General features: G+C 46.0%; 8 protein-coding genes. 4 read left to right on the forward strand and 4 right to left on the reverse strand.

Going from position 1 to position 15910, the window contains the following annotated elements; translation table 11 throughout:
• The first annotated feature begins 9 nt into the window (after positions 1 to 9).
• The 4 genes from H6A28_RS04940 (at position 10) to H6A28_RS04955 (ending at position 9299) form a co-directional block, all read left to right on the forward strand.
• Positions 10 to 2226, forward strand: coding sequence for a FimB/Mfa2 family fimbrial subunit (locus tag H6A28_RS04940; protein ID WP_204479143.1), 2217 nt, complete (start codon positions 10 to 12; stop codon positions 2224 to 2226).
• 42 nt (positions 2227 to 2268) lie between these two features.
• Positions 2269 to 4572 carry a hypothetical protein gene (locus H6A28_RS04945; protein ID WP_204479145.1) on the forward strand — a complete coding sequence of 768 codons (2304 nt, stop codon included), beginning with the start codon at positions 2269 to 2271 and terminating at the stop codon, positions 4570 to 4572.
• A gap of 289 nt (positions 4573 to 4861) precedes the next feature.
• A complete protein-coding gene (locus H6A28_RS04950; RefSeq protein WP_204474164.1) occupies positions 4862 to 7540 on the forward strand; it encodes a valine--tRNA ligase in 2679 nt (892 codons plus the stop codon).
• A gap of 328 nt (positions 7541 to 7868) precedes the next feature.
• A complete protein-coding gene (locus H6A28_RS04955; RefSeq protein ID WP_204474166.1) occupies positions 7869 to 9299 on the forward strand; it encodes a nucleoside hydrolase-like domain-containing protein in 1431 nt (476 codons plus the stop codon).
• 588 nt (positions 9300 to 9887) lie between these two features.
• On the opposite strand, the gene H6A28_RS04960 is transcribed toward H6A28_RS04955, so the two are convergent.
• The 4 genes from H6A28_RS04960 to secA form a co-directional block, all read right to left on the reverse strand.
• Positions 9888 to 10886 (reverse strand): MBL fold metallo-hydrolase, encoded by a 999-nt coding sequence (locus tag H6A28_RS04960; protein WP_204479147.1) that lies wholly within the window; start codon positions 10884 to 10886, stop codon positions 9888 to 9890.
• 11 nt (positions 10887 to 10897) lie between these two features.
• The gene (locus H6A28_RS04965; RefSeq protein ID WP_204474170.1) at positions 10898 to 11347 is read right to left on the reverse strand and encodes a hypothetical protein; all 450 of its coding nucleotides are present in this window, start codon (positions 11345 to 11347) and stop codon (positions 10898 to 10900) included.
• Between the two features lie 55 nt (positions 11348 to 11402).
• Complete coding sequence (locus tag H6A28_RS04970) at positions 11403 to 12389, reverse strand: DUF6340 family protein (RefSeq protein ID WP_204479149.1); 987 nt, start codon at positions 12387 to 12389, stop codon at positions 11403 to 11405.
• Positions 12390 to 12534: 145 nt separating this feature from the next.
• Positions 12535 to 15831 (reverse strand): preprotein translocase subunit SecA, encoded by a 3297-nt coding sequence (gene secA, locus H6A28_RS04975; RefSeq protein WP_204479151.1) that lies wholly within the window; start codon positions 15829 to 15831, stop codon positions 12535 to 12537.
• Between the last annotated feature and the right edge of the window lie 79 nt (positions 15832 to 15910).

Here is a 15910-nt window from a genome sequence, read left to right on the forward strand (position 1 = left end):
CCTGAACGAATGATGATGAAATATATACTCGCACTGACCAGTGCAAGCTTACTTTTATTGAGCGGATGCCAGCAGGAAGATATCCGGCAAACACCGGATACCCATGGAATGCTCGCTGTAAAATTCTCCAAAGCAGGGATGATAAACGGAACAGATGCGGATGCAGAATCACAGATCCACACACTCAACGGTTATCATTTCGAAGACGGCATTCTGAAAGAAACATTCTCTTCCCTGCAAATGGATGCAGAAGGTATCTGCCACCTGGATATTGCTTCAATGCAAGGCAGCCTTTACTTCCTGGCCAACGGAGAAAAAGCCATCACTCCAGAAAACCTGAAAGAAGGAGTCACTACTCTGGAAGCGTTTCTAAAGCAGCAAGCCACCGCCGAAAACATGGCTTCTGAATCTATGCTAATGACAGGAAAGACGGAATTGGGCACAGACGATACTTCGGTATCAGTATCCCTGAAACGTGCGGTGGCCCGCATCGATCTGGATTCACCGTTCGAAGATGCTGAAGTGAATAGTGTCGTACTCAAGAACGTGGCACTGACGGGTTATCTCTATGAGCAGGATGCACTCCAAACCTCTGAGAAGTTTGAAACGACCGACCTGACCAAAGATTTCGGCAAACAACCCTTCAAGAATGACAAGACTTCGCTTTTCTATCTTCCTGAACAAAATTCAAACGGACATGAAGTAGAAATCATGATAACGACCCACGGTGGATGGCACCGGTTGAAGACTACTCTTCCGGCACTGAAACGCAACCACGTCTACACGCTCAAGGTGTATGGAAACGGTTCCAACTGGAAAGTGGAAGTCCTGACGAATGACTGGGAAACTGGCTCTTCTTCTGAATCAGGTCTCACCCACAAAGGATTAGTGGATAAAGAAAACTCACAACTTTCTGAAGGAGTGACTTTGAATGCACAAGGAGATACGGTATTCGTTCCTTACTGGAAAAGCGATTTTCAACTGACACTGGCAGCAGAAGCCGGAGCGGAAGTGACAATCCAGGGACAGGCCAACGGAGTCACCGTAACACCTACTCCACTTTCACGCTCCCTCACACCGGTGGCACAGTTCCAAGTATCGAGCAAACAGAAAATGCCGGGAAGCCACTATGAATATATGTATCTGGACGTACATAAAAACGAGGTGCAGACAGGCCGTGTCGTACTGGTATTCATCCCTAATCCAATTCAAATGACCGGCTCACTGCAATTTGACGACAATGGACTTTGTGATTTCCACACTTACGTTGACGGAGAACTGGCTCGCATTACCCTTCCAGAGGGAAAAACCATCTCTTTGAACTTCAACGAGGGAGAAGCTCAGTGGATGAAGCTGGCAGAAGAAGGAGACCGCACCTACCGCCTGTTAGGAGGATGGAAACCCAACGACCCGAAAGCAGACGGACGGGCACAAACCGGTGAACTGGTGATTGCGGATGCAAACGGTGGACATTCGGAAGTATATACCATCCGACGCCTCAACTGGGGATTGCCAGTGGTACAAATCAACGGCGTATGGTGGTGCAAGTATAACCTGAGAGGAAATGTAAAAAGTTTCAGCGACCAGATTTTAATAAAATCGGATCCTGCGGCCAACGGCAGTCTGGCTGACTATCTGCGAAGCTGTTCGGACGAAGACTTCCTCCAAGTGTTAGGCGACCAGTATCAGGCAGGAAATCCAGATGGATTGAAACTGACTCACAAGGACGGCCAGTTCTATTATGAAGGGTATCAAAGCCAGACGGGTAACTTCGGCACAATGGCTCCCACCGAGATGGCTCCCGACGGATACCAGATTCCGGATTACGACGACTACCGCTTCTATACATGGGGCTCCAACTGCAACTTAGCTTACTTCGACCCCGGAGTCTTCAACAACGGACTGGGACAACGCCTCAACTTCAACGTAGTAGAACGCAATGCCACTTTCAAGGGGCTGAACTATGGTCCGATTTCGTTCTATGATTTTGAATACGAAGGCAATCATCTGACGCTTTGCGGACTGGGACACCAATACAATGAAACGACCCTCTCCAGCATGATGATTCTGTTTGCCACCTACGGCAATGCAGGAAACACCTGGATGATAGAAGGATATGCCAAAAGCACCGGAAAAGGAAACTGGTTCAAGTATGCAGGCAGCAATGCCCAAAAGACCCGTACCATCCGATGCATAAAGACTCCGGTAGAATACATCTACGAATAAGAAACAACAGATTTTACCTTACAGACAAGTAAACGAACATATATGCACATAAAAAAATACATACAGCATTTCGGGATACTCTCGGCCATCTTGCTCACAACAGCCTGCAATAACGATTTTATCCCTAAAGATGAAAATACCCCGAATGAAGACAACGGAAGTATCCCTGTACGGACAGTCAGTGCCCGCGTCAAGGCCTTCCAGATAGAAGGAGAAGATGCCTCTCTCTCTGGAGAAAACAGCGTCACAGACCTGCAAGCCTGTCTGTTTGAAGAAGGAGTATTGACCCATATCTATACGCAACTATCTCAAAAGGATGACCAATATACCCTTCAGACCGACAAAGAAGCCGGCCACTTGTACTTCGTGGGTAACACAGCGAGCCAGCTTGACCTGCAAGCCCTCAAGGAACAAGGCCTGACAGAAGAAGAATGGCTGAAAACCACTTTAGAATACGCCAAGAAAGATGCACAAGCTTCGGAATTCTTCTCCGGTATGCTGGATTTGGGCAAGAATAATGAGAGTACGCTGCACACGGATCTGGAAAGAGGATCGGCCCGGTTTGACTTGTCTTTACCGGCCAACAGTTCCCTCCAGGTAAAAGGAATCACATTCACCCAAATCGCACAACGCACATTCCTGTTCCCGCAGAATCCGGTAGCAAGTCCGGAAAATACGGAACGGACAGATAAGCGCGTTGATTTTTCAGAGACGCTGAATGCCAGCACCCAAGGAGTGGCTTACCTGTACGAACAGACTGGTACCGATGTGAAAGCCCAGGTTAATGTCGTAAAGAAAGGAAAAGAAACTACCGTAGAAAGCAGCCTGCCTTCCACCTTGAAGCGCAACACAGTCTATACCTTGAGCCTCAGCGAAGACTCTGTCAGCGGAAGCGTGAAGCTCCAAGTCATTGAATGGGAAAATGGAGGCGATCACAACCTCTCTTCCGAAGCTGGGGCCTTGAAAGTAGATACTCAAGCTTCTACCCTTCCAGAAAATGTGACAGTAAACGACGAAAAGAACCGGATTGTATTGCCTTATACGGCTACCGAACTGACACTGGCCATTGACTGTGACGACCAGCTGGAGTTCATCCCAGACCCGATGCCGCTGACCGTACAGACACTGGGAGGCAGCAGCGCAGAAACCATGGAAAAGAACCTGTTCCGTATACAAAAAGACAGATGGCGCTTAGGGGTTCCCGGAGAAGAAATCAAGCTGCGCTACCACCGGAAGGGATTGCAACAAACTTACCCGGACGACTTCCTGACCGTGGTTCTGACGGAGAACCCGACCCGTATGGAAGGATTGCTCAATTACAATGACAGCTACGAGTTCCACTTTGACCGCTATATCGACAATGAACTGGGGGTACTGACCTTGCCGGAGTCTAAAAAACTAACTGTAGAGTATAAGAATGGAGAAGGCCACTGGATTAAACTGGCGGCACGAGAAAACAATTCCCACTCCTTCCGCATCTTGGGAGGATGGAAACCGAATGACCCCACAGCCAACGGACGTGTACAGAAAGCCACACTGGTAATCTGCAATAACGACGGCACGGAACGTGAAGAATATACGGTGAGCCGTCGCAACTGGGGACTCCCGGTGACGTACCTCAACGGAGTATGGTGGTGCAAGTACAATGCCATGGGCGATTCAAAGGACTTCAACGACCAGATACTTTCATCAAACGACCCGGCTGCGAAAGCAGGAAAAACAGTTTTCGATTATCTGCGTGACTGCACTCCGGAAGAATTCTTCAAACTCTGGAAATGGCAATATCAGGGAAAAACCACCCAGGGTATGCAGGTGATAGATGACAACGGAGTAGCCAAGCTGGAAGGATACAGCACGTCAAGCGTCCATATCAACAAGCTGGAACCTACAGCCATGGCTCCCGACGGGTACGAACTACCTTCGATGGAAAACTTCGAACGTGTACTGAACTCCACCAGCGGTACCATCTGGCTGATGTGGGACGGAAGCCATACTACTGCATGGAACGGAAATACCACCATCCAGCGCCGTCAACGCCGACGGAACGATGTAACGGTCGGTTCCGTCGAAATGACCGACCTGATTTATATCCAGATGTACAACCAGGCAGAACAGCAATACGAACCGCTCGTGTGGTACGGATCAGGAGCACAATGGAACGACAGCGGCATCAAACACGGACATTACAATGCCATGCTGTGGGCCACGTATTCTCCCGACAACGGACAAGGCTGGTATTATGTCGGTACGATGGGCGGCCTTTACCCGAGCAAGAACGGAGCCGGTTCCAACGATTCCCGCCTTCTGCGGTTCAAAAAATCGGACGTGGAATATATCTATGAGTGACTATGAATAACGTTCCCAAAAACGTCTTTGCGTTTGGATGAAAACGTAAGGACGTTTTACTTGAAACGCAAGTGCGTTTGGACAAAAACTCTTTGACGTTTGACTCCAAACGCACTTGCGTTTTTTTACCCCCTTCCCAACGCCTCCATTTTACCTTTCCACACGACACATTCCACCTGTTCCCGCACAATGAGGAATGAACTTTTCGGATGAATCGCCCCTAAAATCCAAGGAGTTTTATTATTTTTGCAGCCGATTATACGATAAACATAAAAAGACTATTATAACCATGGAATTAGCAAGTAAGTACAATCCCGCTGACGTGGAGGGAAAATGGTACCAATACTGGTTGGACCACAAACTTTTCAGTTCTAAACCCGACGGACGTGAACCTTACACCATCGTCATTCCTCCTCCCAACGTGACAGGAGTACTCCACATGGGACACATGCTGAACAATACCATCCAGGATATCCTTGTAAGACGTGCCCGCATGATGGGTAAGAATGCCTGCTGGGTACCGGGTACGGACCACGCCTCCATTGCCACGGAAGCTAAGGTAGTTAACCGTCTGGCACAACAGGGCATCAAAAAGACAGACCTTACCCGCGAAGAGTTCCTGAAACATGCATGGGCATGGACAGAAGAACACGGAGGCATCATCCTGAAACAGCTCCGCAAACTGGGGGCATCATGCGACTGGGACCGCACAGCGTTCACCATGGACGAAACCCGCAGCAAGAGTGTCATCAAGGTATTCGTAGACCTATATAACAAAGGATTGATTTACCGCGGCGTACGTATGGTAAACTGGGACCCGAAAGCACTGACCGCCCTCTCTGACGAGGAAGTTATCTACAAAGAGGAACACAGCAAGCTGTATTACCTGCGTTATTATATTGCCGACGACGACATGAGCGGTGAGACAGGAGCCGAAGGCGAAGTGGTACACCGCGATGCACAGGGACGCCGTTACGCCGTAGTCGCTACAACCCGTCCGGAAACCATCATGGGTGATACGGCCATGTGTATCAACCCAGAAGACCCGAAAAACCAGTGGCTGAAAGGCAAAAAGGTTATCGTGCCATTGGTAGGACGCGTCATTCCGGTCATTCAAGACAGCTACGTAGACATTGAATTCGGTACAGGATGTTTGAAAGTGACTCCGGCACACGATGTAAACGACTACATGTTAGGAGAAAAATACAACCTGCCTTCCATTGACATCTTCAACGACAACGGTACACTGAGTGAGGCTGCCGGCCTGTATGTAGGCATGGACCGCTTCGATGTACGTGCACAGATTGAAAAAGACCTGGAGGCTGCCGGACTGTTGGAAAAGGTAGAAGCTTATACCAATAAGGTAGGTTTCTCTGAACGTACCAACGTGGCCATCGAGCCGAAACTGTCCATGCAGTGGTTCCTGAAGATGCAGCACTTTGCCGACATGGCTTTGCCGCCGGTAATGAACGACGAACTGAAGTTCTATCCTGCCAAATATAAGAACACTTACCGCAACTGGCTGGAAAACATCAAGGACTGGTGTATCAGCCGTCAGCTGTGGTGGGGACACCGTATCCCGGCTTACTATCTGCCGAAAGGTGGCTTCGTGGTAGCTGAGACTCCGGAAAAGGCACTGGAACTGGCCAAGGAAAAGACGGGCGATGCCAACCTGAAACTGGAAGACCTGCGTCAGGAAGATGACTGCCTCGATACTTGGTTCTCTTCTTGGCTGTGGCCTATCTCTTTGTTCGACGGTATCAACAACCCGGGCAACGAGGAAATCAAATACTACTACCCGACTTCCGACCTGGTAACCGGACCGGATATCATCTTCTTCTGGGTAGCACGTATGATTATGGCCGGCTACGAATACATGGGCGACATGCCGTTCCGCAACGTATACTTCACCGGTATCGTGCGTGACAAACTGGGCCGTAAGATGTCCAAGTCACTCGGTAACTCTCCCGACCCGCTGGATCTGATTGACCGTTACGGAGCCGATGGCGTACGTATGGGAATGATGCTGGCAGCTCCTGCCGGAAACGACATTCTCTTCGACGAAGCTCTGTGCGAACAAGGACGTAACTTCAACAACAAGATATGGAACGCCTTCCGCCTAGTAAAAGGCTGGCAGGTGGCCGACATCGAACAGCCGGAATATGCAAAACTTGCGACTGAATGGTTCGACTCCATGCTGGCGAAGACCGCAGAAGAAGTGAACGACCTGTTTGGCAAGTACCGTCTGAGCGAGGCCCTGATGGCTGTCTATAAATTGTTCTGGGATGAATTCTCCAGCTGGTACCTGGAAATGGTGAAACCGGCTTATGGACAGCCTATCGACAAGGTAACTTATGAAAAGACTCTGGCCTTCTTTGAAACCTTGCTGAAACTGTTGCATCCGTTCATGCCGTTCATCACGGAGGAATTGTGGCAACACATTTACGACCGTCAGCCGGGCGAAAGCATCATGACGCAGACCCTCGTAAAAGACATGCCGTACAATGAAACCCTGATTACTCGCTTTGAAGCCGTGAAGGAGGTCATCAGCGGTATCCGTACCATCCGCTTGCAGAAGAACATCGCACAGAAAGAAGTTCTGACACTGGAAGTCATCGGAGAAAATCCGGTAGCTGAGTTCACTTCTGTCATTGCCAAACTCTGCAACCTGTCGGAAATCAAACAGGTAGCTACTAAGGCAGATGGAGCAGCCGCCTTCATGGTGGGCACTACCGAATATGCGGTACCTCTGGGAAACCTGATTAATGTGGAAGAAGAGCTGAAGAAGCTGGAAGCTGACCTGAAATACCAGGAAGGATTCCTGCAGAGCGTACTGAAGAAGCTGAGCAACGAGAAGTTTGTCAGCAAGGCTCCGGCTAACGTCATTGAAATGGAACGCAAGAAACAGGCTGACGCTGAAACTAAGATTGCAGCTTTGAAAGAAAGCATTGCTGCATTGAAACGCTAAATAATCATCATTTCAAAATAAAAGAGAGCATGCCAATTGACGTGCTCTCTTTTTTTATATAACCTGAAAATCATATCCACAAAACCAGAAGAAAATGACACGCTATACCCCACTATCTGATAAGGAATCACTCCCCAAAAAGCGATAAGATGTCGTTGAAGAACAATAATCTTTCTTCCACGAAAAACTATATTCATTTATATCCTTCCCAGAAGAGTTAAAACTCTTAAAAATCTCGGTATTCACTCTATTTATCAATAAAAACAAACTTAATCAAAGTATTATCTAAAAGTATATTTGCAGTATTAATCTGAAAAACGCAAATATCATGAAAAGAAAAAAACTTATCCTATCTTTATTTATGGCTATCACCTCTGTTATCTATCAGCCATTGACCGCAAGTATCCCAAAGGAAACCAAAATACTAAAACCCCGATTAGTTGTCTTGACCGACATTGCCCCAGTGGAAGTTGAACCTGATGATATGGAATCTATGATAAGACTACTTTCTCATGCCGACTTATTTGAAATAGAAGCGCTTATCACCAATAGTGGATGGAACAGCAGCGGAAAGAAATATCCCAATGAATGGACGAATAATCTTCATAAAGTAATCAATGCGTATGAAAAGGATGTGACAAATCTGATGAAACGCTCGCAACAGAAGGAATTCATGACACTTGAGGAAGAAGCTAAAAAACAATATATAGGCTACTGGCCAAGTCCGGCATATTTAAGAAGCCGCATAAAAATGGGAAGCTTGGAATTCGGACACAAAATATTAGGCGAGAATAACAACTCCGACGGAAGTGATTTTTTAATTACACTAATTGATGAAAAAGACAACCGCCCTCTTTTCATTGGATTATGGGGAGGAGGAAACACCTTGGCACAAGCTATCTGGAAAATCGAACAAGAAAGAGGAAAAGCAGAGGTGGAAAAGATTTTGAAGAAAATTTATATCTATGCCATCACAGATCAAGATGTGGCATGGAACGATAGAGAAAAACATACCTTAAGTTCTCACTATTGGTTAAGAAAAGAATTTGGAGATAAAATAAACTTTATTTGGGATGAAAGTGCATGGCTTTCACAAAACAGTATAGGGGCAAGCCGCTGGAATGAATATGCCCAACACATACAAGGGCATGGATACCTGGGCGAAATGTATCCTAAAAATAAATATGGAGTAGAAGGAGACACCCCATCCTTCCTGTACGTACTCCCCAACGGACTGAGTAACCCTACTCTGCCCAACCAAATAGGATGGGGCGGATATTTTGTATGGGATAAAACTCCAGATAATGAAACCTATTGCTACACCAATAGCTCAAAAGAAATCAAAACCATCTCACAGAAATACGAGAAATATTTCTACGATGCAGCATTCAATAACTTTGCAGCCAGAATGGAGTGGGCAAAGAACGGGAAAGGAAATAGAAATCCGGTAGTAATTGTACAAGGGGAAAAAGGATTAAATGCAGTTACAATAAAATGCGAAGTCGAAAAAACAATTGAACTGGATGCATCAGGCACCTACGATCCTGACGGAGACCTGCTCACATATAAATGGTGGTATATGCCCGAAGCCGGAAACTACGACGGAACACTTGAAATAAATGATACAGACAAAACCATAGCCAAGCTCACCATTCCCCAAGAAGCAAAAGGAAGAACCATCCACATAATATGCGAAGTGACAGACAACGGAAAATACAATCTAAAAAGTTATAGAAGAATAATTATCCACGTAAAATAGTTAGGATATATGACAAAAAGTCCTGCTTTTTATAACCAACTGACAAATTAGCAAGTCATTTTGTCAATTTCAATCAAAGCATTGATTTATGTCAATAAAAAGAGGGGAAAATAAAATTATATGCTATAAAACATGTTTTTCAAAAAAAAGGCATTACCTTTGCAGTGTAATAAAACGAACGAAGGAACCCGAAAGGGTACCGGAGAAAGGATAAAAAGATTAAGGATAACAAAAACAAACAATAGAATTTTGAAAGGTCCTCTGCGAAGAGCACCTGGAAAAAACTAAACTAGAATTATATATAGGTACTAACCAAAAAGCAAATGAAAGGATAACAGTTATGAAAAAGGTAACAAAGATTCTAAACAAAATTGCAAATGCAGATCCGATGATCTGGGGGTACGTCATGTTGAGTGAAAACACTCACACGAAGTAACCCGCTGCCGATGACCGGCGATTTATGTATGACTTGAACAAAACAGACTCATATAGAAAGTCCGGAAATCAGTTCCCTGTCGAAAGACGGAGGGCAGGTTTCCGGACTTTTTTTGTTATATCATCTTTCTATCGATTTCTACAGGATTTCCATCAACGAAGAGGCTGCAACTTGACAATTTCTCCCAACTCAGGAATAATAACCGACATTCCACGTTTCTTAGCCTCAGCGGCAAATACATGAGGCGGGTCAAACAGTGGTTCATCTGAAAGGTCGAACGTACCATAATGCATGGGAATCGTGACACGTGCATGCATATCTTCCGAAGCTGTCAAGGCATCATACGGAGAAATATGGTTAGGTTTCATGAACCAACGCGGCTTATAGGCTCCTATCCCAATCATGCAATAGTCGATATGCGGAAAGAATCGGGCAATTTCCTCAAAATGATGAGCATATCCGGTATCTCCACTGTTGTAGATGGTAATGCCGCCTCCCTGAATCATAAAGGAGCCCCACAGACGCTCTCCCCCGTCGCTTACTCCACGTTTGCTCCAATGCTGTGCAGGAAGAAAAGTAAGTCGGAAATCCCCGTCAGTATACTGATCATACCATGCTGCTTCTATTACTTCCAAATCCGGGAACCAGCTTTTTATAAGCGCTCCCGTATTCAACCCGCAGAACAATTTCATATGCGGATTATCAGCCACCAACCGTGCTACACTCGGCTTGTCCAGATGATCAAAATGATCATGACTTATCAGCAAATAATCAATTTCCCGGAAAATAGAGGGGTCAGCAGGAAACTGACTGCGGCGTTTGACAAACGGAATACTTCCATACACAGGATCAATCATCAGACGCTTTCCGCCTAACTGTAGAAAAAAAGAATTATGCCCCAGCCAAATCAGGGAATTTCCCACCACTTTCTCTAAAGAGGTGAGGTAATTCACTTTCGGATTCCATTTGATGGTACGTTTTTCCTTCCGCTGGGGATTGGGAGAGAAACGCCACTTCAATACACTTCCCATACCTGGCTTCCAACGGTGCTGACGATTAAAAAATTTCCCGTTGACCGTCGGATTCCCCCTCCATTGGGGATGTATGCTCCGCAACCCCTCGTTGCGGCGGAATGTGATTCGCTCTCCCATTTTCTCGGAATTTAGCGTTCCAGCAGGTCTTTTAGAAAGGCATCGAGTTCTTCATCAAGTCCTTTCAATAAATCGCCACTCAATAATAAGGTATCATCTTCATCGATAATCTGAAGTTCTGCCACCGTCTCCTTCTCATCGTCTACCAGCACAAAGGAATAAGGTTTCATCAGACAGAGTTTATCCAGTCGTCCTGTTTCCTTCAAAGACTCGATTTCCTTGCGAAGTATCGGTTCTACCACGGCATAAAAGTCATCGCTTTCATACTCTACCCATTCATTGATAATCGTACGCGACAACTCATGATCATCGTCGTCGTAAATCACCAATTCCCCGCTGTCTGAATTCGGTTGCAGATGAATGTCTGTTACCACAGACTCTTCTCCTCCCGTGGCATAACGGCAAAGAGCTTCCTGTAAAGCAGCAGCAATTGCAGCACGTGATTGTTCACTTAATTCCATAGGCTATATTTATTATACTCAAATGTACAAAAAAAAATGAATCAGACAAGAAATATTAATTGAAATTGTTTCCAAAACGGCGCATTTGCAGGTTCAATCGCTGAAAATCTTTCGTGAGTTCCTGCAATATGGTCGCATAGAACTTTGCTGCACGCTCCTCTTCCGAACCGGGAGAAGCACTTTGCTGCGCCTTTGCAATCCAAGAATTAGCCTCCTCCATTTGTCCCTGTACCTCACAAGCCAACGCCATATTGAAGGCAGCCCGTGATTTCAGTCGTCCTTTTTTGGTGGAGTCATACAGATTCGTCCAAATGCGGCCGGCCTCCTGCCAATCGCCTCCCCGCAAACAAACCGCTGCATCCCGCATATCCGGATTTCCACCATCGAAATAGATTCTGTCAGCATTTTGCCAATGAGGCACTAACAGATTGACCAATGTATAGGCCGCATGGTTAGAGCCCTCATGCACTACATCGTAATCAGACAAAGTAGGCGTGAAATCCCACATCAGACTATCAACTTTCGACAACGTCATTACAGGCATCAGACGCGACGGTATATAAGCCCGTACCACGGGACGAACTTTCAAATCAAAGGCTGTCAACGGCACAAATCCTGGATAATAAATCTCTTTCTTTGCGGTCAAGATTTGTATCTGGTCTACAGAGAAAATCATATCAACTCCTAAAACCTGACTCAAGCTATCTACCACAGCCTGAGGAAGCAACTCTCCGCCCGTCCTTTCCTGGGTGAGTATCGAATCTGAAATGACAACCTGATTAAAATATCGGCTATCAGCCAATCCGCCAGCCAAGCCTTCTGCCAGCACCTTGCCATCCCCATCCAGTTTTCCCAACGTAAGCAACGTTTTTTTAGGAGAAGGAATGGAAGGAGCATGATTGACAATAGCTACTGTGCGTACCTGCTCAGGAAAAGTGACGTCTGCCGGATGAAGCTGATCAAAAGAGAACGACTGCAAGCCTCCACAAGAGACCAACATGGTCGCTGCCAGCACAATTCCAGCTATCATATATTTCTTCATAATCTGTGACTTTTTTGTTTTGAAACAAAAGTAATAAATAAAAAAGACACGGATTCCATCGTTTTCACAGATTATTCTAAATTAAGAAATAAAAATCTGAAAAACGACAGAATACGTGTCTATCTAAGGGAATTCAAATGCTTACTCAAGCATTCTTTCCATGACAGTTCTTGTATTTCAATCCGCTACCGCAAGGACATGGATCATTGCGACCTACGGTTTTTTCAGCCCGATAAGGTTCCTGTTTCTCTTCACGTGTATCCTGACCAGCTGCCTCGCTCTGAGCCGGATCGTTCAAATCCTGTTTTTCTTCGCGGTACTGCTGACGGGGAGCCTTAGGTTCGGGAGCAGCCTCACGCACCTGTTCGGGCTCCTGCACCGGAATCTGACCACGCATCAATACAGAAATCGTATTGTTGTTGATTTTGTTGACCATGTTGTCGAACAAGTTCACAGACTCAAGTTTGAAAATCAACAGCGGATCTTTCTGTTCGTAGCTTGCGTTCTGTACAGAATGTTTCAATTCATCCAGTTCACGCAAGTTTTCTTTCCATGCATCGTCAATCGTATGCAACAAGATCGCTTTTTCGAATGCTTTCACAATTTCTTTTGATTCGCTTTCATAAGCCGCCTTCAGGTTAACAGAGATATTATACATCCGCTTGCCATCGGTAATCGGAATCATGATATTTTCATACATACGACCTTGTGCCTCGTATACCTGCTTGATAACCGGGTTGGCAATCTGAGCCATACGTTCTGTTTTCCGTTTAAAGAGAGCCATCGCGTTCTGGAAAGTTTCTTCTGCCAGGTCGTCTTTCTTCTTGGAGCGGAAGTCTTCTTCTGAGAACGGAGTCTCCATAGCTAATACCTGCAGAATCTCCATCTTGGCATCTTCATAAGTAGGCTGCTGTACAGCATTGTAGCAACGGTCCCAAATCATGTCCACAATATCCATACCGATACGTTCACCCATCAAAGCGTGACGACGTTTGGTATATACTACCGTACGCTGCTTGTTCATCACGTCATCGTATTCGAGCAAACGCTTACGGATACCGAAGTTATTTTCTTCTACCTTCTTCTGGGCACGCTCGATAGAGTTGGAAATCATCTTGTGTTCAATCATCTCTCCTTCCTTGAAGCCGAGCTTATCCATGACTTTCGCAATACGGTCGGACGAGAACAAACGCATCAAGTCATCTTCCAATGACACGAAGAATACGGAAGATCCCGGGTCTCCCTGACGTCCGGCACGACCACGCAACTGACGGTCTACACGACGTGACTCGTGACGTTCCGTACCAATGATGGCCAAACCACCAGCGGCCTTCACTTCCGGACTCAGCTTGATATCGGTACCACGACCGGCCATGTTGGTGGCAATGGTTACCGTAGAGCTCTGACCAGCTTTTGCTACAATTTCCGCTTCTTTTTGGTGCAGTTTCGCATTCAATACATTGTGCGGAATCTTACGCATGGTCAGCATCTTGCTCAACATTTCAGAGATTTCGACAGAAGTCGTACCTACCAGTACCGGACGACCTGCCTGTACCATCTTCTCGATTTCCTCGATAACGGCTTTATATTTCTCACGTTTGGTTTTATAAACGCGGTCGTTCATATCAATACGGGCAATCGGACGGTTTGTCGGAATTACCACGACATCCAATTTATAGATATCCCAGAACTCACCAGCTTCTGTTTCAGCCGTACCGGTCATACCCGACAGCTTGTGATACATACGGAAGTAGTTCTGCAAGGTAATGGTAGCAAATGTCTGAGTTGCGGCTTCCACCTTCACTCCTTCCTTCGCTTCCACAGCCTGATGCAGACCGTCGCTCCAACGACGACCCTCCATGATACGTCCGGTCTGTTCGTCCACAATCTTCACCTGACCGTCCATTACCACATAATCTGTATCTTTTTCGAACATAGTGTACGCCTTCAACAACTGATTGATGGTATGCACACGTTCAGCCTTAATCGCATAATTGGTCATCAACTCGTCTTTCTTAGCCAGACGTTCTTCATCCGAAAGACCTTTCTGATTTTCCAGTTCCGACAACTGAGCAGCGATATCCGGCAACACGAACAAGGTCGGGTCCTGTGAGTTACCTGTAATCAAATCAACACCCTTATCGGTCAAATCTACGCTCTTCAGTTTCTCATCAATCACGAAGTACAACGGTTCTACCGCTTCCGGCATACGCTTGTTGTTCTGCTCCATGTAGATTTCTTCCGTCTTCAGCATACCAGCCTTGATACCCGGTTCACTCAGGAACTTAATCAACGGCTTGTTCTTCGGCAATGCTTTGTGACTGCGGAATAAAGCCAAGAATCCAGCTTCCTGATCTTCTTTCTTGTCGGAAGCAATCAAACGCTTGGCATCAGCCAAGTATTGAGTAGCCAACTTACGCTGTGCTTCTACCAGACGTTCTACCAACGGGCGAAGCACTTCGAACAACTGCTGGTCGCCTTTGGGGACCGGACCTGAAATAATCAACGGCGTACGGGCATCATCAATCAATACAGAGTCGACCTCATCGACGATTGCATAATTATGTTTACGCTGTACCAAATCTCTCGGGGAAATCGCCATGTTGTCACGCAGATAGTCGAAACCGAATTCGTTGTTGGTACCGAATGTAATATCTGCCATATATGCACGACGACGCGCTTCAGAGTTAGGTTGATGCTTATCAATACAATCTACGCTCAAACCATGGAACATGTATAACGGGCCCATCCATTCAGAGTCACGCTTAGCCAAGTAATCGTTGACTGTCACCACATGTACTCCATTTCCTGTCAGCGCATTCAGGAATACCGGGAGAGTAGCCACCAAGGTTTTACCTTCACCAGTCGCCATTTCGGCAATCTTACCCTGATGCAGAACCACACCACCAAACAACTGCACGTCGTAGTGAATCATGTTCCACGTCATTTCATTACCACCCGCTTTCCAATGATTCTTCCAGATGGCCTTATCGCCTTCAATGCGAACGAAGTCACGTCCCTGAGCCGCCAATTCACGGTCGAAATCAGTAGCTGTCACTTCCAGTTCCTCATTTTCAGCCAAACGACGGGCTGTATCCTTTACAATCGCAAATGCTGTAGGGAGTACCTCATTCAGTGCTTTTTCATATTTTTCCAGCACCTCTTTCTCCAGCTTGTCAATCTGAGAGAAGATAGCTTCACGCTTTTCCAGGTCTGTATCCTCAATAGTGGCTTTCAAGTCCTCTATTTTCTTGTTTTCCTCTGCGGCAGAATCTTTGATATACTTCTTCAATTCTTCCGTTTTCGCACGAAGCTCATCATTTGTCAACTTGGAGATTTCCGGATAAGCGGCTTTTACTTTTTCCACCCATGGCTGGATTTCTTTCATGTCACGAGTTGCCTTGTTTCCGAACAGCTTGCTTATAAATTCATTAAATCCCATTATATATATTTCTTTTTATTATTTACTAATTAAAATTTTTGGTCTCACCGGTGCAAAGATAACCAAATTGTGAATTATC

Source organism: Bacteroides mediterraneensis (assembly GCF_016900355.1).
In the GTDB taxonomy this organism is placed as follows: domain Bacteria; phylum Bacteroidota; class Bacteroidia; order Bacteroidales; family Bacteroidaceae; genus Phocaeicola.

Bases quoted from the DNA above. Each gene is read 5' to 3' on its own strand.
- H6A28_RS04940 (WP_204479143.1), top strand. From the start codon at position 10: ATGATGATGAAATATATACTCGCACTGACCAGTGCAAGCTTACTTTTA.
- H6A28_RS04945 (WP_204479145.1), top strand. From the start codon at position 2,269: ATGCACATAAAAAAATACATACAGCATTTCGGGATACTCTCGGCCATC.
- H6A28_RS04950 (WP_204474164.1), top strand. From the start codon at position 4,862: ATGGAATTAGCAAGTAAGTACAATCCCGCTGACGTGGAGGGAAAATGG.
- H6A28_RS04955 (WP_204474166.1), top strand. From the start codon at position 7,869: ATGAAAAGAAAAAAACTTATCCTATCTTTATTTATGGCTATCACCTCT.
- H6A28_RS04960 (WP_204479147.1), bottom strand. From the start codon at position 10,886: ATGGGAGAGCGAATCACATTCCGCCGCAACGAGGGGTTGCGGAGCATA.
- H6A28_RS04965 (WP_204474170.1), bottom strand. From the start codon at position 11,347: ATGGAATTAAGTGAACAATCACGTGCTGCAATTGCTGCTGCTTTACAG.
- H6A28_RS04970 (WP_204479149.1), bottom strand. From the start codon at position 12,389: ATGAAGAAATATATGATAGCTGGAATTGTGCTGGCAGCGACCATGTTG.
- secA (WP_204479151.1), bottom strand. From the start codon at position 15,831: ATGGGATTTAATGAATTTATAAGCAAGCTGTTCGGAAACAAGGCAACT.